18 protein-coding genes are annotated in these 19,757 nt (G+C 70.2%); 9 read left to right on the forward strand and 9 right to left on the reverse strand.

The features are described from left to right. Positions 1 to 260 precede the first annotated feature (260 nt). Entirely contained in the window at positions 261 to 1,193 is a 933-nt protein-coding gene (sepH, locus tag E1202_RS04775; protein ID WP_132681311.1) for a septation protein SepH, read from the forward strand. A gap of 52 nt (positions 1,194 to 1,245) precedes the next feature. On the opposite strand, the gene E1202_RS04780 is transcribed toward sepH, so the two are convergent. Then, positions 1,246 to 1,848 carry a DUF2537 domain-containing protein gene (locus E1202_RS04780; RefSeq protein WP_132681312.1) on the reverse strand — a complete coding sequence of 201 codons (603 nt, stop codon included), beginning with the start codon at positions 1,846 to 1,848 and terminating at the stop codon, positions 1,246 to 1,248. Then, a complete protein-coding gene (locus E1202_RS04785) occupies positions 1,848 to 2,660 on the reverse strand; it encodes a TrmH family RNA methyltransferase (protein WP_408006081.1) in 813 nt (270 codons plus the stop codon). The genes E1202_RS04780 and E1202_RS04785 overlap by 1 nt, the downstream gene beginning before the upstream one ends. A 649-nt stretch (positions 2,661 to 3,309) precedes the next feature. Here E1202_RS04785 and E1202_RS04790 point away from each other — a divergent pair. Further along, complete coding sequence (locus E1202_RS04790; RefSeq protein WP_132681314.1) at positions 3,310 to 4,806, forward strand: glutamate-cysteine ligase family protein; 1,497 nt, start codon at positions 3,310 to 3,312, stop codon at positions 4,804 to 4,806. Positions 4,807 to 4,893: 87 nt separating this feature from the next. Continuing rightward, a complete protein-coding gene (locus E1202_RS04795) occupies positions 4,894 to 5,523 on the forward strand; it encodes a superoxide dismutase (protein WP_132681315.1) in 630 nt (209 codons plus the stop codon). A 191-nt stretch (positions 5,524 to 5,714) separates the two neighbouring features. Here the strand turns inward: E1202_RS04795 and E1202_RS04800 are convergent, their stop codons facing one another. From E1202_RS04800 to E1202_RS04810, 3 genes are all read right to left on the reverse strand, one after another. Next, the gene (locus E1202_RS04800; protein WP_408006082.1) at positions 5,715 to 7,031 is read right to left on the reverse strand and encodes an MFS transporter; all 1,317 of its coding nucleotides are present in this window, start codon (positions 7,029 to 7,031) and stop codon (positions 5,715 to 5,717) included. A 29-nt stretch (positions 7,032 to 7,060) separates the two neighbouring features. Next, complete coding sequence (locus E1202_RS04805; protein ID WP_132681317.1) at positions 7,061 to 7,495, reverse strand: MarR family winged helix-turn-helix transcriptional regulator; 435 nt, start codon at positions 7,493 to 7,495, stop codon at positions 7,061 to 7,063. Between the two features lie 213 nt (positions 7,496 to 7,708). Further along, positions 7,709 to 9,175, reverse strand: coding sequence for an NCS2 family permease (locus E1202_RS04810; protein WP_132681318.1), 1,467 nt, complete (start codon positions 9,173 to 9,175; stop codon positions 7,709 to 7,711). Between the two features lie 63 nt (positions 9,176 to 9,238). Here E1202_RS04810 and E1202_RS04815 point away from each other — a divergent pair, with 63 nt between their 5' ends. Then, the gene (locus E1202_RS04815; RefSeq protein WP_132681319.1) at positions 9,239 to 9,538 is read left to right on the forward strand and encodes a DUF2530 domain-containing protein; all 300 of its coding nucleotides are present in this window, start codon (positions 9,239 to 9,241) and stop codon (positions 9,536 to 9,538) included. 123 nt (positions 9,539 to 9,661) lie between these two features. On the opposite strand, the gene E1202_RS04820 is transcribed toward E1202_RS04815, so the two are convergent. Together E1202_RS04820 and E1202_RS04825 are read right to left on the reverse strand one after the other, a co-directional pair. Then, entirely contained in the window at positions 9,662 to 12,640 is a 2,979-nt protein-coding gene (locus E1202_RS04820; protein WP_132681320.1) for an ATP-binding protein, read from the reverse strand. Then, the gene (locus tag E1202_RS04825) at positions 12,637 to 13,509 is read right to left on the reverse strand and encodes a DUF3027 domain-containing protein (RefSeq protein ID WP_132681321.1); all 873 of its coding nucleotides are present in this window, start codon (positions 13,507 to 13,509) and stop codon (positions 12,637 to 12,639) included. The genes E1202_RS04820 and E1202_RS04825 overlap by 4 nt, the downstream gene beginning before the upstream one ends. Positions 13,510 to 13,650: 141 nt before the next feature. Here E1202_RS04825 and E1202_RS04830 point away from each other — a divergent pair, with 141 nt between their 5' ends. The 3 genes from E1202_RS04830 to E1202_RS04840 all read left to right on the forward strand — a co-directional run bounded on the left by E1202_RS04830 (position 13,651) and on the right by E1202_RS04840 (position 16,803). Beyond that, positions 13,651 to 14,496, forward strand: coding sequence for a glutaminyl-peptide cyclotransferase (locus tag E1202_RS04830; RefSeq protein WP_235877698.1), 846 nt, complete (start codon positions 13,651 to 13,653; stop codon positions 14,494 to 14,496). 159 nt (positions 14,497 to 14,655) lie between these two features. After that, entirely contained in the window at positions 14,656 to 16,317 is a 1,662-nt protein-coding gene (locus E1202_RS04835; RefSeq protein ID WP_132681322.1) for an MFS transporter, read from the forward strand. Positions 16,318 to 16,326: 9 nt separating this feature from the next. Then, positions 16,327 to 16,803, forward strand: coding sequence for a DUF2771 family protein (locus E1202_RS04840; RefSeq protein ID WP_132681323.1), 477 nt, complete (start codon positions 16,327 to 16,329; stop codon positions 16,801 to 16,803). A 180-nt stretch (positions 16,804 to 16,983) separates the two neighbouring features. Here the strand turns inward: E1202_RS04840 and E1202_RS04845 are convergent, their stop codons facing one another. After that, positions 16,984 to 17,379 carry a cold-shock protein gene (locus E1202_RS04845; RefSeq protein WP_132677872.1) on the reverse strand — a complete coding sequence of 132 codons (396 nt, stop codon included), beginning with the start codon at positions 17,377 to 17,379 and terminating at the stop codon, positions 16,984 to 16,986. Positions 17,380 to 17,619: 240 nt separating this feature from the next. On the opposite strand from E1202_RS04845, the gene E1202_RS04850 reads away from it, so the two are divergent. Continuing rightward, positions 17,620 to 17,823 carry a hypothetical protein gene (locus E1202_RS04850; RefSeq protein ID WP_132681324.1) on the forward strand — a complete coding sequence of 68 codons (204 nt, stop codon included), beginning with the start codon at positions 17,620 to 17,622 and terminating at the stop codon, positions 17,821 to 17,823. Positions 17,824 to 17,858: 35 nt separating this feature from the next. Here E1202_RS04850 and E1202_RS04855 read toward each other — a convergent pair whose 3' ends face one another. After that, positions 17,859 to 18,479, reverse strand: coding sequence for an HAD family hydrolase (locus E1202_RS04855; protein ID WP_132681325.1), 621 nt, complete (start codon positions 18,477 to 18,479; stop codon positions 17,859 to 17,861). A gap of 101 nt (positions 18,480 to 18,580) precedes the next feature. Here E1202_RS04855 and E1202_RS04860 point away from each other — a divergent pair, with 101 nt between their 5' ends. After that, the gene (locus tag E1202_RS04860; protein WP_132681326.1) at positions 18,581 to 19,543 is read left to right on the forward strand and encodes a R2-like ligand-binding oxidase; all 963 of its coding nucleotides are present in this window, start codon (positions 18,581 to 18,583) and stop codon (positions 19,541 to 19,543) included. The last annotated feature ends 214 nt before the right edge of the window (positions 19,544 to 19,757 follow it).

Raw genomic sequence — 19,757 nt, forward strand, 5'->3', positions numbered from 1 at the left:
AACCCCGTGAACTGCGGGTTTCCTCGGCGGCCGTTGCCATTTCGCGGTCGCGATCCGCGACGAAGTTGATCACGACGAGTGATGCTCGCAGGAGTTGAGTAGTTCAACTCATTCGCGCGACCCGCCCGCGTAGGGCAAGATCGACGCTGACAGGGCGACCAACAAACGACACGAGTACCCGGCGTGCCTCCCGCGTCAAGGCGGCGCGCCGGGTTACTGTCACAGCTTGGTGACATGTAGGTCGGCGGGAGGCTGGCGTTATGCGAGCGCTGCGAGTGGTCGGGCTCGACGAGGACGGTGAATCCGTCATCTGCGAGGACCCGGAGAACGGTGAGCGATTCACCGTGCCCGCCGACGAGCGGTTGCGCGCGGCTGCCCGCGGCGACCTCACCCGGCTGGGCCAGGTGCAGATCGAGATGGAACAGCAGATGCGGCCGCGCGAGATCCAGGCCCGCATCCGCTCCGGAGCGTCCGTCGCCCAGATAGCGGCGACCTCGGGCCTGCCCGAGCACCGCATCGAGCGCTACGCCTACCCGGTGCTGCTCGAACGCGCCCAGATCGCGGAGATGGCGCAGCGCGCCCACCCGGTCCGCGAGGACGGCCCCGACGTGCAGACGCTCGGTGAGGTCATCGCGCACACCTTCGGGATGCGCGGCCACGACTACGCCGAGGCCAACTGGGACGCCTGGCGCGGCGAGGACAACAAGTGGGTCGTGCAGCTGGCCTGGCAGGCCGGCCGCTCGGAGAACAGCGCGCACTGGGTGTTCCACCCGGGAGCGCACGGCGGCACCGTCGCCTCGCTCGACGAGCACGCCGTGGACCTGCTCGATCCGTCGCCGAACCGTCCGCTGCGCACGGTCCGCCCGGTGACCGAGCTGGCCCGCGAGGCGCTGCAGCTCGACCAGCAGGCGGCTCCCGACCAGATCGACCCCGAGCCGGAGCCGGTGCTGCCCGAGCCGCAGGCGGCACGCGTCGAGCCCACGCTCCAGCGCGTCGAACCGCCGGAACCGGCACCCGTCGAGCCGGCCGAACCGACGCTGGACCTGGAGACCCCGGAGCCCGCCGAGGCCTCGGCCACGCCGGAGACCGAGTCCGCAGAGGACACCAAGACCGACCCGAAGCGCGCCCGCAAGAACCACCCGATCGTCCCCTCCTGGGAAGACGTCCTGCTGGGAGTGCGCTCGCACCGCTGAGCGGGTTCCACCGGGAACGCCCAGGTCCTTCGCGGCCTGGGCGTTCCCGCGTCTAGCCCGGGCCGAGCAGGCTGAGGATCCCGGTGATCCAGGAGACGACGAGACCTGCTGCGGTGCCGAAGGCCACCCAGCGCCAGATCGGGACGTTGCGCCCCAGCCAGATCGAGGGCGCGAACCCGGCGGCGATGGCGATGTTGACGAACACCGCGAGCGCTCCGCTGACATCGGCCAGTCCCTGCGAGACCACCGCGAGCGTGACCGCCACGATCACCGCGACGATCGCGCTGATCGTCAGCCCGGTCGCCCACGGCGTCGGGGGCACCGGCGCGACCGGCCTCCCGCGACGACGCACCGCCTGCGCCGAACGCGGCCGTCCGATCTGGGCGAGCTCGCCGCTGAACGGGTCGACGTAACCGACGCGACCGCCCGTCTCCGCGGCGAGGCGCACCGCCAGCTGCCGGCCGCGGCGAGACACGATCTCACCGGTCTGCGCGGACTCACCGGTCTGCACCAGCTCCGCGACACTCGCCCACTCGTGCAGCGCCGCGACCAGCGCTTCGGGCAGGTGCAGCCGCGCCGGGTCGTGCTCGGTCCCGCCGCCGCGCACCAGCACGGCCCGCCCGGACCGCGCGTGCAGCTCCCAGCCGGTCTCCATCAGGCCCCGCTCAGCGCGTGGAAGGTGATGGCCCCCGCGGTGGCGACGTTGAGCGAATCGACCCCTTCTGCCATCGGGATCCGCACCGCGACGTCGGCGGCCTCGATGGACTCGTCGGTCAGCCCGGGACCTTCCGAGCCCAGCAGAACGGCGACCCTGCCCTGGTCGAGCCCGGCGTCGCGGAGGGACTTCGAATCCCCTCGAGGCGTGAGCGCGGCGATCCGAAAACCCTCGTCGCGCAGCAGTTTCAGATCTTCAGGCCAGGCCTCGAGGTGCGCGAAGGGCACCCGCAGCACGTGTCCCATCGACACCCGCACGCTGCGCCGGTACAGCGGGTCCGAACATCCGGCGCCCAGCAGCACCCCGTCCACGCCGAGCGCGGCGGCGTTGCGGAACAGGGCGCCGAGGTTCTCGTGGTCGCCGATGCCCTCCAGCACGGCCAGCCGCCGCGACCGCGCGACGAGCTCGGCGGGGTCGATGGCGGGCGCCCGGTCGGCCACGGCCAGCACCCCGCGGTTGAGGTGGAAACCCACGACCCGCGCCATCACGTCCGCGTCGGCCACGTAGGCGGGAACGTTGAGGTCGGCGGTGGCTTCGGCGAGGTCTTCGACCCGGCGGCGCACCCCGAACAGCGCCCGGACCGGGTACGGCGAGGCGAGCAACCGCTCCACCACCACCACGCCCTCGGCGATCACCAGTCCGCGCCCGCCAGGCCGGTCCGGCCGGCGGTCCGCGCGAGACAGATCGCGGAAGTCGTCGACCCGCGGATCGTCCACATCGCTGATCTCGACCATCTGCGCCACGCCAGCCATTCTCCCATCCGCGCCGCGAGCGACGGTGACAGGAAGGTTCCCACGCCCACCCCGCAGAGAGCCGCGAGTGGCAGGAAGGTTCCCACGCCCACGGCCCTGGCCTCAGGGTGGTGACAGGAAGGTTCCCTCGCTTCCTCCCGGGCCGGGTTCGGGAATCGAGGGGTAATGGGGCCGATCTCATTCACCGCTCGGCTCGCTTCGGCGGCGGAGGGGACGAATCGGAGCCGTTGTGCCCCATTTCCGATTCGTCTGGAGGATTTGTTCAGACCTCCGCCGCGAGTGCGCTCAGCGGTGTTAGCGACTTCTCGAACGAATGCGGTGGGAAAGTTCTCGCCCCAACAGACGAGGGGGCGACGCTGAGTGATGCCGCACCACCGTTGATCCGGTTGGACTGGTTGCCGTCCGCTTCGCACCGCCATTGCCCCGATTGCCGGTGCGAGCAACACCGAACACCGCGCGGGCCTGCTCCCGGCGGCCGATTTCAACGCGCTTCAGCGGAGTCGAAAAGGCTGAATGCCGCTTCGGCTGGAGCGCGCTGACCGACGTGACTGCTGACACCGTATTGGCCGCTGGCTCACCAGTTGGGGATGTGTCACGGTGGTTTCCCCAGCGCTGGGCGCTGACGTGCTGCCGATAAAGGGGAGACGGCATGGGACGGCACGTGGACGATCGATCCTTCAAACCGATTGATCGGCAACGCTATCGGAACAAGATGCAACGAGGCCTGGACGCACTGGCGCGGATGCTGGCCGATGGCGAATTCTCCTTCCCCCATCAACAGATGGGGCTGGAGATGGAATTGTGCTTGGTGGACGAGCACATGCAGCCGTCGATGAACAACGCGGTGGTGCTGGAAAAAATCAGCGAAGCGATTTTCACCACCGAGTTGGGGCAGCAGAACATCGAGCTCAACGTCGAACCGCGCGTGCTCGCGGGAGACAGCGCGCTGCGCCTGGAGGAAGGCGTGCGGGCGGCATTGGTGCGCGCCGACGGCGGGGCGCACGACGCGGGAGCGAAGATCGCCATGATCGGCGCTTTACCGACGTTGCAGAGCCTGCACTTCGACCCGTCCACGCTGACGAGCAATCCGCGCTACTCGGTGCTCAACGACCAGATCATCCTGGCTCGCGGCGAGGAGATGCTGCTGGACATGGAGGGCGTTCCGCTGGCCGACGGCGGCTCGGAACGGCTCCGCTCCTACGCGGACTCGATCGCCCCGGAGTCGGCGTGCACCTCGGTGCAGCTGCACCTGCAGGTCGCGCCGGAGGACTTCGCCGCGCACTGGAACGCGGCGCAGTGCCTGGCGGGGGTGCAGGTCGCGATCGGCGCGAACTCGCCGTTCCTGCTGGGCAAGGCGCTCTGGCACGAGACGCGCATCCCGCTGTTCCTGCAGGCCACCGACACCCGCCCGACGGAACTGCGCAACCAGGGCGTGCGGCCCAGGGTGTGGTTCGGCGAGCGGTGGATCACCTCGATCTTCGACCTGTTCGAGGAGAACGTCCGCTACTTCCCCGCGCTGCTGCCCGAACCCGAGGAAGAGGACCCGGTGGCCGCGCTGGACAACGGCCGTGCCCCGAAGCTCAACGAGCTGCGCCTGCACAACGGCACCATCTGGCGCTGGAACCGCCCGGTTTACGACCTGGTGGAAGGCGTCCCCCATCTCCGGATCGAGAACCGAGTCCTGCCCGCGGGCCCGTCAGTGGTCGACATCGTCGCGAACGCGATGTTCTTCTACGGCGCCCAGCGCGCGCTGACCGAACAGGACCGTCCGCTCTGGACGCAGATGTCGTTCGCCGCTGCCGAGGAGAACTTCTACGCGGGCGCCCGGCACGGTTTCGACGCGCACCTCTACTGGCCGGGTTCGGGCTGGGTCACGCCGGACGAACTCGTCCTGCGCCGCCTGCTCCCGATGGCTCACGAGGGCCTGCGGGCCTGCGGCGTCTCCGACGAGGCCCGCACCCGCTACCTCGGGGTCATCGAGCAGCGTTCGCTGGCCAGGCAGAACGGCGCGAGCTGGCAGCGGGACGTGGTCGCGCACCTGGAGTCCGAGGGCGCCGATCGGCACTCCGCGCTGACGAGCATGCTCCGCCGCTACATCGAGCTCGCCGACAACGGCGATCCGGTCCACACCTGGCCGATCCGCTGACACTCCGCAGGACGCCTGTGGCCACACCTCTTCAATTGCCATAGGGTGGCAACAACCAGAAGGTGTCGACTACGGAGGGAGACTTCGGTGCCCGAGTACGTGCTGCCGGAGTTGGACTACGACTACGCGGCGTTGGAGCCGGCGATCTCCGGGGAGATCAACGAGCTGCACCACAGCAAGCACCACGCCACCTACGTCAAGGGCGCGAACGACACGATCGCCAAGATCGCCGAGGCCCGCGACAACAACGACTTCTCCTCGATCGTCGGCCTGGAGACGACGCTGGCGTTCAACCTCGCCGGGCACTCGATGCACCTGGTGTGGTGGAAGATCCTGTCCCCGGACGGCGGCGACAAGCCGACGGGCGAGCTGGCCGCGGCCATCGACCAGGACTTCGGCTCGTTCGACAAGTTCCGCGCCCAGATGGAGGCCGTGTCGACCACGATCCAGGGCAACGGCTGGGGCGTGCTGGCGTGGGACCCGGTCGGTCAGCGGCTGATCACCCAGCAGCTGCGCGACCACCACTCGAACCTGTCGATCACCACCACTCCCCTGCTGGTGTTCGACATCTGGGAGCACGCCTACTACCTGCAGTACCGCAACGTGAAGGCCGACTACGTCAAGCAGCTGTGGAACGTCGTCAACTGGGACGAGGTCGCCAAGCGCTTCGACGACGCCCGCAAGGGCCTCAACGGCCTGCGCCTGCCCACGGCCTGACCGGATTGCAGTGGAGATCGGGAACCGGATTTCCACTGAAATCCTGGACTCGAAGACTCGGCGGTGGGTGCTCCGACAAGTTCTTGCCGCCGGTAATGATCGAGCCCCGGTCTCCCGAAGGAGGCCGGGGCTCGATCTGTTCCCGAACTGACTACCGCTCCCACCACGAAGCGGACGCGTATTAGGTTAGCCTAACCTTTCGGCCGGATCAACCCCTTCTTGCGCTGCTGCGACAGCGCCACGGCGCCACCGATGGCGGCCGCGAGCGAGAGCAGCCCGCCGAGCACGAGCGGCCAGCGCGGGCCGAAGACCTCCGCCAGCCAGCCCGAGGCCAGACCCCCGAGCGGCTTGCCGCCCATGAACAGCAGCATGTAGAGGCCCATCACCCGACCACGCATGGTCGGCTCGACGGCCAGCTGCACCGTCGAGTTCGCGCTGGTCGTGAAGGTCATGACCGCGACACCGACGGGGACCAGGCACGCGGCGAACAGCCAGTAGGTCGGCATCAGCCCGGCCACCGCCTCCAGCGCGCCGAACACGCCCGCGCCGACGAGCATCAGCCGCAGCCGGGAACCGGGCTTGCCGCTGCGGCGGGCGGCCAGCGTCGCGCCGGTCAGCGTTCCCACCGCGAGCATCGTGATGAGGATGCCGTAGCCGTCGGCGTCGCGGCCGAAGACGTTGCGGGCCATCACGGCGAAGGTGTTCTCGAAGTTCATCCCGAAGGTGCCTACGCAGAACATCAGCACCATGACCACCACCAGGTCCGGGCGGCCGCGCACGTAGCGCAGGCCGGCCCGGAGCTGGCCGCGCTCCTTGCCCACGGCTCTGGCCCGGTGCAGCAGGGCGGTGTCCATCAGCAGCAGGCCCGCCACCACGGCCACCGAGCTGAGCCCGTTGGCCAGGAACACCCAGCCGGTGCCGACCGCGGTGATGGCCAGCCCGGCGATCGCGGGCCCGACGATGCGGGCCAGGTTGAAGGTCATCGAGTTCAGCGCGACGGCGTTGGTCAGCTGCGCGGGTCCGACCATCTCCACCACGAAGGACTGCCGCACCGGCGCGTCCACAGCCGAGAAGCAGCCGAGCACGAAGCACAGCACGTAGACGTGCCAGAGGACGACGATCCCGCTCACGTCGAGCGTCCCCAGCGCGAAGCCGCAGAGCCCCAGGGCGCTTTGCGTGACGATCAGGATCTTGCGCTTGTCGAACCGGTCGGCGAACACACCCGCCCACAGCGTGAGCGCGAGGGTGGGGAGGAACTGCAGCGCGACCGCCAAGCCGAGCGCGGCCGGGCTACCTCCGGAGAGTTCGAGCACGAGCCAGTCCTGCGCGGCCCGCTGCATCCAGGTCCCGGTCAGCGAGACGACCTGACCGGACGCGTAGTAGCGGTAGTTGCGCTCGCGCAGCGAGCGGAACATGCTCGCGTTCCGGTCCGTCGCGGACCGGGTGCGGCGGTTGACCGGGTCTTCGGAGTCTTCGTCTTCCGCAGACCTTCGAGCTTGGTCAACCACGCTTCCGCGTACCGCCTCTCAGTGCTCCCTCATCGACTGGCCAACCGGTCGATGATCTCGGCGGCGCGCGACAGCACCGCCAGCTCTTCCGCGTCCAGTTCCGCGAGGTGCTGGTCCAGCCAGCGCTCGCGGATCGTGACCTCTTCCTCGATGCGGGCCTGGCCGGACTCGGTCACCTCGACGATGGCCTGCCGGCCGTCGGTGGGATGAGCCCGCCGGACCACCAGCCCGTTGTCCTCCAGCGCCGCGATGACCCTGGTCATCGATGGTGGCTGGACACCCTCCTTGGCCGCCAGTTCGCCCGGGGTCATCGATCCGGCCTTGTGCAGGCAGGACAGCGCTGACAGCTGGGACAGCGTGAGGGCCGAGTCGGCTCGCTGCGCGCGCAACCGCCGGTTGAGGCGAACGACCGCGAGCCGCAGCCGGCTCGCCAGGGTGCGTTCCCGTTCCGCGATATCGGACACGTCGTTAGTCTACCAAACTATCTCGGGAATTCGGACAAACTGATCTCTCGACCAGTGGTGGCATACCTTAGCCAGCCCGAGCCCCGGCATGGCGTATTTGGGATGAAGGAGACTCGCCGCGCGCCAAGAGGCCTGGCGCGATCTCCGCCCGGAGCGCGAAAAGAGGCACCCGCGTCCCAGGATTCCGGGACGCGGGTGCCTCTTCGAGCGGGATCAGATGCCGAGCAGGCTGCTCAGCGGACCCGAGGCGAAGTAGAGCACGAAGGCCGCGGCCACCACCCACATCAGCGGGTGCACCTCGCGGGCCTTGCCGGTGAAGGTGCGCAGCAGCACGTAGCTGACGAACCCGGCACCGATGCCGTTGGCGATCGAGTAGGTGAAGGGCATGACCGCGATCGTCAGGAACGCCGGCAGCGCCATCGTGAAGTCCGACAGGTCGATCTGGCGGATCTGCGACAGCATCATCGCGCCCACCACGACCAGCGCCGGAGCGGCGGCCTCGACCGGAACCACCTGGTAGAGCGGGGTCAAGAACATCGCGCCCAGGAACAGCAGACCGGTCACCACGTTGGCCAGACCCGTGCGGGCGCCGTCGGCGATGCCGGAGGCCGACTCCACGAACACCGTGTTGGAGCTCGCCGAACCCGCACCACCGGCGACCGCGCCCAGGCCCTCGACGGCCAGCGCCTTGCCGATGCCGGGGAGGTTGCCCTCCTTGTCGGTCAGATCGGCTTCCTTGCCGAGACCGGTCATCGTGCCCATGGCGTCGAAGAAGTTCGCCAGGACCAGGGTGAACACCAGCATCGCCGCGGCCAGCGCGGGCAACCGGGTGAAAGCGCCGAAGGAGATGTCTCCGACCAGCGACAGGTCCGGCAGACCGGCGATCTGGTCCGGCAGCGCCGGGTAGCCCAGGCTCCAGCCGGTCGCGCCGGCGTCGCTGGAGGACCCGGCGTGGAAGATCGACTCGACGATGATCGACAGGGTCGTGGTGACCACGACGCTGATCAGGATGCCGCCGCGAACCTTGCGGGCCACCAGGATCGAGGTCAGCACCAGGCCGAAGACGAACACCGCGGTCGGCCAGGAGGCGATCGAACCGTCGATGCCCAGACCCACCGGGACCGTCGTGTCGGCCTCGTCCGGCAGGCGGCGCACGAACCCGGAGTCGACCAGGCCGACGAAGGTGATGAACATGCCGATGCCGACCGCGATCGCGGCCTTGAGATCGGCGGGCACCGCGTTGAACACGGCGGTGCGGAACCCGGTGGCGACCAGGATCAGGATCACGATGCCGTCGACCACGACCAGGCCCATGGCCTCCGGCCAGGTCACCTGGGGCGCGATCGTCACGGCCAGCAGGGTGTTGATGCCCAGGCCGGTGGCGATGGCGAACGGGTAGTTCGCGATGAGTCCGAACAGGATGGTCATGACGCCCGCGACCAGCGCGGTGGCCGCCGCGACCTGCGGGATGGGCAGGATGTTGCCCAGGACGTCGTGCTTGGCACCGGCGTCGGTCGGCGAATCGCTGCCGAGGATCAACGGGTTGAGCACGATGATGTAGGCGACGGTCACGAAGGTGACCAGGCCACCCCGAACCTCTCGGCCAACGCTGGATCCGCGCTCGCTGATCTTGAAGTAGCGATCCAGCATCGAAGACTTGCTCTCGGTTCTCTCCACCATTCGAACTTTCCAATCACGGTGGCCTGTGCGCGGGCCGTTACTACCGGGAGTAGCCTGCCTGACGTGGTACAAGACGGCGAACCCGCCCCCTCCGACCCGGCGCACCGAACGGTTCCGTCACTGCCGCGCAGGCTCGCGGATCCGACGCCGGTGCTGCTGTTCGGCACCGCCCTGTGGTTCGCGGGTGTCGTGCTGTTCGGATGGCGCGACCTCGCCGACGGTGCCGTCGGAGTCGAGTTCTTCACCTGCATCGCGGGCACCACGCTCGGCATCATCGGCTACGGCGTCTTCCGCTGGCAGCGCAGCGCCGCCCGCCGCGGCTCCCGAGGCTCCTGGCAAGGCCTTTCCGGTCTCGACACCTGAGCCCGTGGGCGGTTGTCGTCCGAACCGACCGGACGAAGAGGACTTCGATCCTGGACGGTGCGGACCAGAACCGTCACCTGTCCGCCCGCAGCCTCGCCCACCGACCCGGTCAGGTCCGCGCGGCTAGCGCAGCAGGGTCGTCGCTTCCGGGTCCGCCAGCAGGGCCGCCAAGGCGAATCGGTGCGACCACGACCCGGTGGCCCAGGCCAGGGCCCTGGCCAAGCCGTCCGGGGTGCGCTCGGAGTGGACCTTGCCGGTGTGCTCGACCCACCAGTGGACCTGGTGCTCACCCGTCGACGCCTGGACGCGCAGCTTGTCGTGCAGGGCGATCTCGCCCTCCGGGACCTCGATGCCCAGCAGCTCGCAGCTGGAGGCGACCCGGGCGACCTCGGACCAGCGCTGCGTGCGCCCCGGATCGGGCACGCGCAGCGTGTTCTCCTCCGAAGCCAGCGGCAGGTCGAGCAGTTCGGCCAGCGCCTCGGCGTCGAACTGATCCGGGCTGCCACCCGCGACGACCAGCGGAGCGTCCATGACGCCGAGCATCCACGGCTCGTCGAGCACGACCGCGCGACCGGTGCTCACCACCGCGCCCGACACCGACCGCACCATCTCCGGCGGATCCAGCTCGGACGGATCGACCACGCCCGAGGCCACGGCCTCGCTCAACGCCTGATGGGCCCGCAACGCCGTTCCCGCGCGGATCGCGCGGTCCGGGTCGCCGAGGCGTTCCAGCACATCTTCGGCGTCCTCACCGTCGTCGATGCGCAGCTCGGCGCGGACACCGGCCAACCGCAGCGCCTCGGCGTCCAGGTCGACGTCCGGCACCGGGTCGTAGACACCGGCGAGCTCGTCGGCGTCGGGCAACCGCCAGTGCCGCGGCGGGTGTCCTTCGATGAGCGCGCAGCGGGCGATCCACCAGGCCGAGTAGCTGTGCGGTTCGCGCAGCGCGCGCAGCGTCTCCGGGTCCCGGGTGAGCAGGCTGATCGCCTCGGGCCACGCGTCGTCGGCGACGAGGTCCAGGTCGCGGATGCCGACGAAGCGGGCCGGCGGCCACTCCTCGGGCCGGTCGGCCTCCTGCTCGGCCCACCACTGGTGCGCGTCGGGGAACTTCTCGTCCGCCTCCACGGGATCGTCCTCGACGTGCACGCCGAAGCCGTCCAGGACACCGATGGAGGTCAGCAGTTCGGTCGGCCAGCGCTGCGCGACCTCGTCGTCGAGCACCGCCAGCGGAGCTCCCTCGCCGAGGTGCTCGGTGTCGATGACCGACAGCAGCGCCGCCTCGGGCAGCAGGAGTTCGTCGGCGCGGCGGAAATCGCCCTCGTCGTCGGGCAGCGCCAGCGCGCCGAGCCAGTCGCGCGACCGGGACTCCTCGACCAGCTTCAGCACGGCCTCGGCCAGCGGACGCACGTCGACACCGGCCAGCGCGTCGGACACGCTGCTGCGCACGGCCTCCGCCAGCGGCGGGGCGTCGAGCAGTTCGGCCGGTCCCGCCGGATGCGCGCCGAGCTTCTCCAGCAGCGGGTGGGTGGCCTCGGGATGCGCGATGCGCAGGCCCGAGATGTCCAAGGTGGACAGCAGCGCGGCCGGGTCGAGATCGCTCTCCGGGTGGCTGAGCAGCACGTCGCGCACACCGCTGACGGTGCGGCCGTCGGCCAGCGGAACCGGCAGCGCGGTGAACGCCTCGCGGGCCTGCGGATCGGATTCCTCGAACGGCGCCAAGGCCTCGTAGAGCCGGTACCACCAGCGCGGTTCGCGCCCCAGCCCGGTGACGGCCTCGACGATCTCGGCGGCGCCGAGCCTGCGGACCTCCAGGGCGTGCAGCGAACGGCGATGCCGGGCGTCGGAGAGCTGCGGGTCCAGCAGACCCGGCACGACGTCGTCGAGCAGCTCCACCAGCTCGGACGAGACGTGCTCCAGCGCGCGGGCTTCCAGCGGCGCGACCGGCTTGTCCCCCGCTCCCGGCAGCCAGGCCGAGACCCGCAGCCGGTCGTTGACGCCCTGCCGCAGCTTGTCGTCCACATCGGACAGCGGGAATCCCGGTAGCGGCACCAGCGCGGTCCGGTGCTCGCCGGGGAGCTTGTCGACCAGCGCCGGGTAGCACTCGGCGGCGAAGGTCAGCACCTCGTCGGTGGCGGGCGAGGCCGCCGCGCGACGCCGGTCCGCCTCGACGGGAACGCTGGCCAGCAGCCGCGCGGGCAGCGACAGCCGCTCCTCGGTCGGGGTCGGGCTGTGCAGCACGTCCTCGGCCAGCGGGATCGGCACGCCCTCGGAATCCAGCGGAACGGCCCAGGTGACCTGCCACTGCGCGGTCGAACGGCTCTCGGCGCCCAGGCCGGCCAGCACCGACTGGCTCAACGCACCGGACGCGCGGTGCACCAGCCAGCGATCGCTGCGCGACGGGCCGTGCACCACGACGCGGTCGGTGTCCTCGTCGATGCGGCGCCAGGTCTGGCGACCGATCCGGATCTCGCTCAGCGCGGGCAGCGCCAGCAGCAGCCCGGGAACCTGGTCGGTGCACGAGTCCAGCAGCGCGGTCGCGCCCACTTCGGAGCGCAGCGGCAGCCGGACCTCGGTGGTGAACCCCTCCGGCGGGGAGCCGTCGACCTCCCACGGCAGCCGCAGCACCGGAACGGCGCCTTCGCGGCGGGACAGCTCCTCGGCCGGTCCGGGCAGCTGCGCGGCGGCCTGGCGGGTGCGCTCGGCGGAGAACGCCACACCGCCCGAGGTCGACAGCACGCTGGGTTCCTCGGACACCGCGAGCACGGCGGCGAACCCGACGCCGAAGCGGCCGACCGAGGCACCGTCGCGCTTGGCCGACGCGCGCAGCGAGGCCAGCGCGGCCACGCCTTCGGCGGTCAGCGGAGCACCGGTGTTGGCCACCCGCAGCTCGTCGTCGACGAGCTCGACGCTCAGCACACCGTCGGAGCCCGCGGCGTCGGCCGCGTTCTGGGCGAGCTCGACCAGCAGGCGTTCGCGGTAGCCGCCGAGGCGCAGGTCCTCTTCGGCGTTGGCGTCTTCCCGGAACCTGGTCGGCGAGGTCTCCCAGGACTGCAACACTGCGCGCCGCAGTCCGACCGCGCCGAAGCGGTCCGGCTCGCTCACCCGCGCTCCGTGCCGCGCGGTTCGAACTCCAGCGTGGCGTCGTCGTAGACGATCTCGGCGACCGGGACGGTGGACGAGACGTCCACGTCGACCTCGGAGTGCGCGCCGCAACCGAACTCGACGCTGACCACGCGGCCGTCGGCCGGGGCGAACTCGTTGGCGCAGACGCCGAACTCGCCGCCCATCGAACCGGACAGCTTCAGGAAGAAGCCGCAGGTCCCGCAGGCCGCGGGCGCGAGCTTCGCGGCGTCGGCGCCCGGACCGAAGTCGCCGGAGTACCAGCGCTCGGCCGCGTCCGTGCGGCCCTCGAAGCTGAGCACCCGCTTGCGGCCGAGACCGACCTCCTTGGCGACGTCGCCGAACTGCTCGTCGTCGCTGGTCAGGTGGCCGGGAGCCAGTCGCGGGTCGTCCGGGCTGGTCGGCAGCAGATCACCGGCACCGAGGTCGCCCGGCTGGACGCGGTCGCGCCACGGCACCCAGTCCGGCGCCGTCAGCGCTGTGGGACCGGGCAGCAGCACGACCTCGCTGACCGTCACCGGCTCGCCCCGGCCGACGCTGGCGACCGTCACGGCCCAGCGCCAGCCGACGTAACCGGGGTAGTTCGACTCGAAGTAGTGCGTGACGGCGTGCGGCCCCTCGGGCTCGACGCCGACGTGCGCGCCCACCGGGGAGGACGTGCTCTCGGCGACGTCGTCCCCCGTGGTGTCCAGCGTCAGGACCGGCGAGCCGATCGGGTCGTCACCAGGGCGGGCCTCGTCCTCCGCAGCAGCTCGGGCGACGTCCTCGGCCGCCGCGAGCTCCGGGTTCAACGGCTCGGCCGCAGGCTGCCCGGCGTCGTCGTACGGGGCATCCGCGCCTGGGCTGGTCATCGGAGCAGGCATAGGCGTCACATGCTCGATTGTGCCGTACGCGCTCGACGCCGCAGTCGGCTGTGTCGCTGCGGAGGCCGCAGGACCGCTGATGCGGAGCGGAGCAGCACTCGGAGTGATCGGGCGTGTCAAGCTTTCGGGGTGCGACTTGCTCAGACTGGACGTCTCTTGTGCGGCGTGCTGCTCACCATCGGAGTCGGGGTTGCGTGTGCGCCGCAGGTACCAGCGCAGCACGACGGCCAGGACGACCGCGAGCAAACCGATCAGGGCGTAGGGCACGCGGGAAGCCTGCCACACCTTCGAGTCGAGGTGATCAACGTGCTCCCGCACGACCGCTCCTCGTTCACTCAGGGCCTGGAAATCGCAGGTGAGACCCTCTACGAAGGCACCGGCCTGCGCGGCTCCTCGGCGTTGCGCGCGGCCGACCCGCTGAGCGGTTCGGTGCGGCACGAGGTCCGGCTGCCCGCCGAGTTCTTCGGTGAGGGGATCACCGTCACGGGTGACCGTATATGGCAGCTCACCTGGCAGGAAGGGGTTGCTTTCGAGCGAGATCGCGAGAGCCTCCGCGAACTGCGCCGAGTGGAGTACCCGGGCGAGGGATGGGGGTTGTGCTTCGACGGGCGGCGACTGGTGATGAGCGACGGCAGCGACGAGCTGACCTTCCGCGACCCGGCGACGTTCGCGCAGGTCGGCGAGGTGTCGGTGACCCGGGAGGGCTCGCCCGTCGAGGAGCTCAACGAGCTGGAGTGCGTCGGCGGCCAGGTGTGGGCCAACGTGTGGGGCAGCGACGAGATCCTGCGGATCGATCCGGCGAACGGGCAGGTCACGGCGGCCGTGGACGCCGAGGGGTTGCTGCCGCCCGAGCAGCGGGCCGGGACCGACGTGCTCAACGGCATCGCGGCCGTGCCCGGCACCGACGAGTTCCTGATCACCGGGAAGAACTGGCCGTCGATGTTCCGGGTCCGCTTCGTGCCCGGCGGTCGCTAGAGCGAGTGATCTAGACCTCTATTTTGTCGCCTGATCGTGTCCAGCTGTATTTCTGGGCGGGTTTCCGCCTCCTTATTCGTGAGGGCGTTGCGGCTGAGACCAGAACGTGGCTCGCCGCAACCCGGTCCGGGCGAGAGGAGGTGGTGCAGGATGGCCGGCATGGGGATGCGTGGACGTGACCAGCACTCGGACGAGCCGCGAGGCCGGCCGGGCTGGGGCGCCGGGCAGCGCGGGAAGCGGGGTTGGTACAGCGACCAGCAGCGGTCCGGCCAGCGGTTCGAACCGCCGTCCCAGGACGCCGACGAGCGCCGTTATCCCTGGCAGGAGGACCCCGACTACGACCGCTCGCGCGGTGGTGGGACGTGTCCGCTGCCGCCGCTGCCCGAGGACCACTCCGCAGCGCCCGACGAGGAGGAGCCCGAGCCCGAGCGGTCCCGGAGCGCGCCGCCGCCGAAGAAGCTGACGGTCACCCGGGTCGCCGCGTGGCGCAGCCGGGACCTGACCCAGCGGATGGTGCGGCTGTTCTTCTCGCTGGCCCACGCCGACGGTGCCGACCGGTCCGGGCTGGCCAAGTTCACCTACGCGTGGATGGGCAACTACGCGGTCGACGCGGCGATGGCCGTCGCGCTGGCCAACACGCTGTTCTTCTCCGCGGCCACGGCCGAGAGCAAGGACAAGGTCGCGCTCTACCTGCTGATCACGGTCGCCCCGTTCGCGGTGATCGCGCCGGTGATCGGCCCCGCGCTGGACCGGTTGCAGCAGGGCAGGCGGCTGGCGCTGGCGGCGTCGTTCGCGGTGCGCGTGGTGCTGGCCGCCGTGATGGCGCTGAACTTCAACAGCTGGCTGCTCTATCCCGCGGCGCTGGGCTGCATGGTGCTGTCGAAGTCCTTCGGCGTGCTCAAAGCAGCGATGACGCCTCGGGTGCTGCCCGGCCAGATCACGCTGACCAAGGCCAACTCGCGGCTCACCGCCTTCGGCCTGGCCGCGGGCGGGGTGTTCGGCGCGATCGCGTCCGGCTTCGCCTGGTTGTGGGGGTCGGAGGGCGCGCTGTGGTTCATGGCCGCGATGGCGGCCGCCGGAGTGTGGCTGTGCCTGCGGATCCCGGGCTGGGTGGAGAGCACCGAGGGCGAGGTGCAGACCTCGCTAGGCGATCCTGGGCGTTCCCGCAAGGTGCCGCTGACCGGTCACGTCGTGGTGGCGCTGTGGGGCAACGGCGGGATCCGGGTGCTGACCGGTTTCCTGACGCTGTTCGCCGCGTTCGTGATCAAGCACGACACCCAGCACGAACCGGCCATGCAGCTGGTGCTGCTGGGCCTGGTCGGCGGCGCGGCCGGGGTCGGCAGCTTCCTGGGCAACGGCCTGGGTTCGCGGATGACCTTCGAGAAACCGGACCGGTTGATCATCAGCTGCCTGGGCGCCGCGCTCGCCGTGGCGACCTGCGCCGCGGTGCTGGCCGGTCTGCCGCTGGCGGTGATCGTCGGCCTGGTCGGGGCGACCGCCTCCGCGCTGGCCAAGGTCTGCTTGGACGCGGTCATCCAGCGCGACATGCCGGAGGCTTCCCGAGCCTCGGCGTTCGGCCGATCGGAAACGATCCTGCAGCTGAGCTGGGTCTTCGGCGGCGCGCTCGGCGTGCTGCTGCCACCGGTGTACTGGATCGGGTTCGTGGTGATCGCCGCGCTGCTGGCACTGGTCCTGGCGCAGACGATCCTGCGCGGGCGCGGCGGCACGCTGGTCCCGGCGATCCCGCTGCGGGCGCTGTCGCGGCGGCGGAGACGTTCGGCGGGCGCACCGGCCACCGCCCGTTCGAGTGCCGGGTCGTAAGCTCTGGCCGTGCATCGTGGACTGAAGCCGCTGCTGGTGGTGGCCGCCGTCGGGCTCGCCGCCGGCTGCTCCTCCCCCAGCCAACCGCAGGTGACCTTCTACTCGCACGGCGACGCGGTGGCGGTCGAGGCCGCCCAGTACTGCGACCCGACCGGTCAGGAGTGCTCGCCCCCGAAGCCGGAGGCTGTCGGTGAGCTGCGCATGGTCGATCGCGACCCGCTGCAGATCTCGGTGCCGGCGGAGGTCGCCAGCGCCCCGTGGCAGGTGGTCTTCCTGTACCGCGGGCTCAACGGCCAGGAGCTCGACGGCCGCAGCCCGGTGTTCACCCCGGACTCGCGCCACTCCTACACGCTGCAACTGCCGCCGGACGGCGCCCGCATCGAGCACGTCGAGGTCCAGCAGTTCTCAGCGGTCCTGAGCCAGGGCGCCGACGGCGGGGTCGATTTCGGCATCGGCGGCAGCTGGGTCCTCAACGTCAAGCAGTGAGGCACGTCGGGCGAGCACCGGAGGTGGTTCGTCCGCACCCCGGTGCCCCCGCGGGTTCTGACACGTCCTCCGGGGCGGACAGCCGACCCGTGCACCGGCTCCCGGCCCAGAAGGCGTGTCAGATTCCGCTTCCTGCACGGCTTCGCTCGGACGACCGCGGGTCGCTCCTGCGCAGACCGATCAGTTGCCGCCGGGATCGAGTTCCCGCGCGACCGCTCGGACGACCTCACCGATGCGCTTGGCGGTCTTGCGGTCGGGGTAGCGGCCTCGCTGCAGGTCCGGCTGAACCTTGAGCTCGAGGAGCTTGATCATGTCCTCGACCATGCCGTGCAACTCATCGGCGGGACGTCGGCGCGCCTCGGTGACCGAGGGCAGCGGGTCCAGTAACTTGACCTTCAACGCCTGCGGGCCGCGTCGGCCCTGCGCCATGTCGAAGTCGACGCGCTGGCCGGTCTTGAGCGCATCCACACCAGATGGCAACGCGGAGGAACGCACGTACACGTCCTCCCCGCCATCCTGGGTCAGGAAGCCGAAGCCCTTGTCCGAGTCGAACCACTTGACCCTGCCGGTCGGCACTGTCCTCACCGTTCCCTGTCGAATGCGCTGACCCGTTGACCGGGTCACGATCTCCCTGCCGTTCTTCCCACCGCGACGCGGCAACAGCCCCGTCACGACGAAAGCGCCCCGTTAACGCCACGCAGGTGCGCGCGCCGGGACGCGTCCCACCAAGCGTACCGCGAAGGTGGACCAAATCACCCATCCTTATGGGCCGAGGCCGGTTGCCGGCCACAGCATTGGTGTGAATACGCTGCTCACATGGCGAGCAGCTCACCAAGATCCGCAGTCCTCCCGATCTCGATCGCGATGTTCGGCATCGGTCTGCTGGCCATCGTCTTGATCTTCGCGCTCTTCGCGACCGGCCATCAAGACCTGCCGGCGTGGATCAGCATCGTCGCACTGCTGTGCCCGGCCGGGTTGATCTTCGGCGTGATCGCGACCGTGGTCCGCGCCCGACGGTAGGTGCGTGGCTCGGCTCGCACCGCCGCGGACGGTTCTCAGACCCGGGTCGCCAGCCAGGCGGGGAATCCGGATAGGTCGTCCAGCGCCACGTCGGCACCGGCGTCGCTGAGCTCGGCGGCCGAGTAGGGCCCAGTCGCCACGCCCACCGCGATCGCCCCGGCGGTGTGGCCGCCGACGATGTCGCCGTAGTGGTCGCCCACGTAGATGTCGGCGCCCTCGGCCAGCAGCACCTCGCCCTTGCCCGCGCCGAACACGCCGCCGGCGAGCCGGTCGACGGTCCAGCCCAGGGCTTTGAGGTGCAGCGCGGCGTTGGGCTCGTACTTGCCGGTGACCACCAGCGTCCGGCCACCGGCGGCGCGCACGGCCTCCAGGGCTTCGGCCGCCCCGGCCAGCGCGACCGTCTCGTCGATCACGACGGTCGGGTAGATCGAGCGGAAGTGGGCGGCGAGGCGCTTGACCATCGGCTCGTCGAAGCCGTAACCGCGCAGCACGTCCTCGAGCGGCGGCCCGAGGTGTGCGGCGAAGTGCTCCCCGTCGAGCTCGGTGCCGAACTCCTCGTTGAGGGCGTCGAAGGCGCGGACCATGCCGGGCCGCGGGTCGATCAGGGTCATGTCCAGGTCGAAACCGACCGTGAGTGCGCTGCTCTCGTCCATCATCTTCACCTTACGGACACGTTCGGACCGGCCTTGACGCGAAACTGTCCAGTACCGAAACTGGGAGTAACGCACCTCACATCCCGGCGAGCTGGAGTCGTTCAATGACGAGCACGCACCCCGCCCAGCGCGAGAGCTTCCACTCCCTGCGAGCCCACGGCCTGAACTGGGAATCGCTCCCGCTGCGACTGTTCACCAAGGGCAACGCGAAGTTCTGGAACCCCGCCGACATCGACTTCAGCCAGGACGCCGAGGACTGGCAGCGCCTCGACGACGACGAGAAGCGCGGCGTGGCCGGGCTGTGCGCGCAGTTCATCGCCGGGGAAGAAGCCGTCACCCAGGACCTCCAGCCGTTCATGGCCGCGATGGCCGCCGAGGGGCGCTTCGGCGACGAGATGTACCTGACGCAGTTCTGCTTCGAGGAGGCCAAGCACACCCAGGTGTTCCGGCTCTGGATGGACGCCGTCGGGCTCACCGAGGACCTGCACGAGTACGTCGCCGAGAACCCCGGCTACCGGGAGATCTTCTACAAGGCCCTGCCCGAGACGCTGCAGGCGCTGCACACCGACCCCAGCCCCGAGAACCAGGTCCGCGCCTCGGTCACCTACAACCACGTGGTGGAGGGGACCCTCGCGCTCACCGGCTACTACGCCTGGCACAAGATCTGCGTGAGCCGGGGGATCCTGCCGGGCATGCAGCAGGTCATCAAGCGCATCGGCGACGACGAGCGCAGGCACATGGCCTGGGGCACCTTCACCTGCCGCAGGCACGTGGCCGCCGACGAGAGCAACTGGTCGGTGGTCGAGGACCAGATGGCCACGCTGCTCCCGCACGCCATCGCGCAGGTGCAGTGGAAGCCGGCGGACGCCCCCGAGGAGCTGCCGTTCGCGCTCGACAAGGACGAGCTCACCGCCTACGCCTCGGATCGCGCGACCCGGCGCCTCGGCGCGATCTCCAGCGCCAGGGGCATGCCGCTCGCCCAGATCGACGTCGACGCCGAACCGGAGGCCCTCGAAGATCGCTTCGGCGCCGAAGACGCCGCAGAGCTGGAAAAACTCCGCGGATGAGTGATCGGGGTGGCGTTGTCGACCCGCCACCCCACCGAGGAACGCCCGGGAGGACCCGGAATACCGCAGCAATCCGTCACCCGATGGCTGCGGTATTCCGGGTCCCCGGCGCGCTACAGGTCGAGGAGGCGGCGCGCTTCTTCGCGCATCTCGACCTTGCGGACCTTGCCGGTCACCGTCATCGGGAACTCACCCACCACGTGCACGTAACGCG

The organism is Saccharopolyspora karakumensis, assembly GCF_004349225.1.
Lineage (GTDB): Bacteria > Actinomycetota > Actinomycetes > Mycobacteriales > Pseudonocardiaceae > Saccharopolyspora > Saccharopolyspora endophytica.

Bases quoted from the DNA above. Each gene is read 5' to 3' on its own strand.
- E1202_RS04825 (WP_132681321.1), bottom strand. From the start codon at position 13,509: ATGACCAGCCCAGGCGCGGATGCCCCGTACGACGACGCCGGGCAGCCT.
- E1202_RS04855 (WP_132681325.1), bottom strand. From the start codon at position 18,479: ATGATGGACGAGAGCAGCGCACTCACGGTCGGTTTCGACCTGGACATG.
- E1202_RS04835 (WP_132681322.1), top strand. From the start codon at position 14,656: ATGGGGATGCGTGGACGTGACCAGCACTCGGACGAGCCGCGAGGCCGG.
- sepH (WP_132681311.1), top strand. From the start codon at position 261: ATGCGAGCGCTGCGAGTGGTCGGGCTCGACGAGGACGGTGAATCCGTC.
- E1202_RS04810 (WP_132681318.1), bottom strand. From the start codon at position 9,175: ATGGTGGAGAGAACCGAGAGCAAGTCTTCGATGCTGGATCGCTACTTC.
- E1202_RS04850 (WP_132681324.1), top strand. From the start codon at position 17,620: ATGGCGAGCAGCTCACCAAGATCCGCAGTCCTCCCGATCTCGATCGCG.
- E1202_RS04860 (WP_132681326.1), top strand. From the start codon at position 18,581: ATGACGAGCACGCACCCCGCCCAGCGCGAGAGCTTCCACTCCCTGCGA.
- E1202_RS04790 (WP_132681314.1), top strand. From the start codon at position 3,310: ATGGGACGGCACGTGGACGATCGATCCTTCAAACCGATTGATCGGCAA.
- E1202_RS04785 (WP_408006081.1), bottom strand. From the start codon at position 2,660: ATGGCTGGCGTGGCGCAGATGGTCGAGATCAGCGATGTGGACGATCCG.
- E1202_RS04780 (WP_132681312.1), bottom strand. From the start codon at position 1,848: ATGGAGACCGGCTGGGAGCTGCACGCGCGGTCCGGGCGGGCCGTGCTG.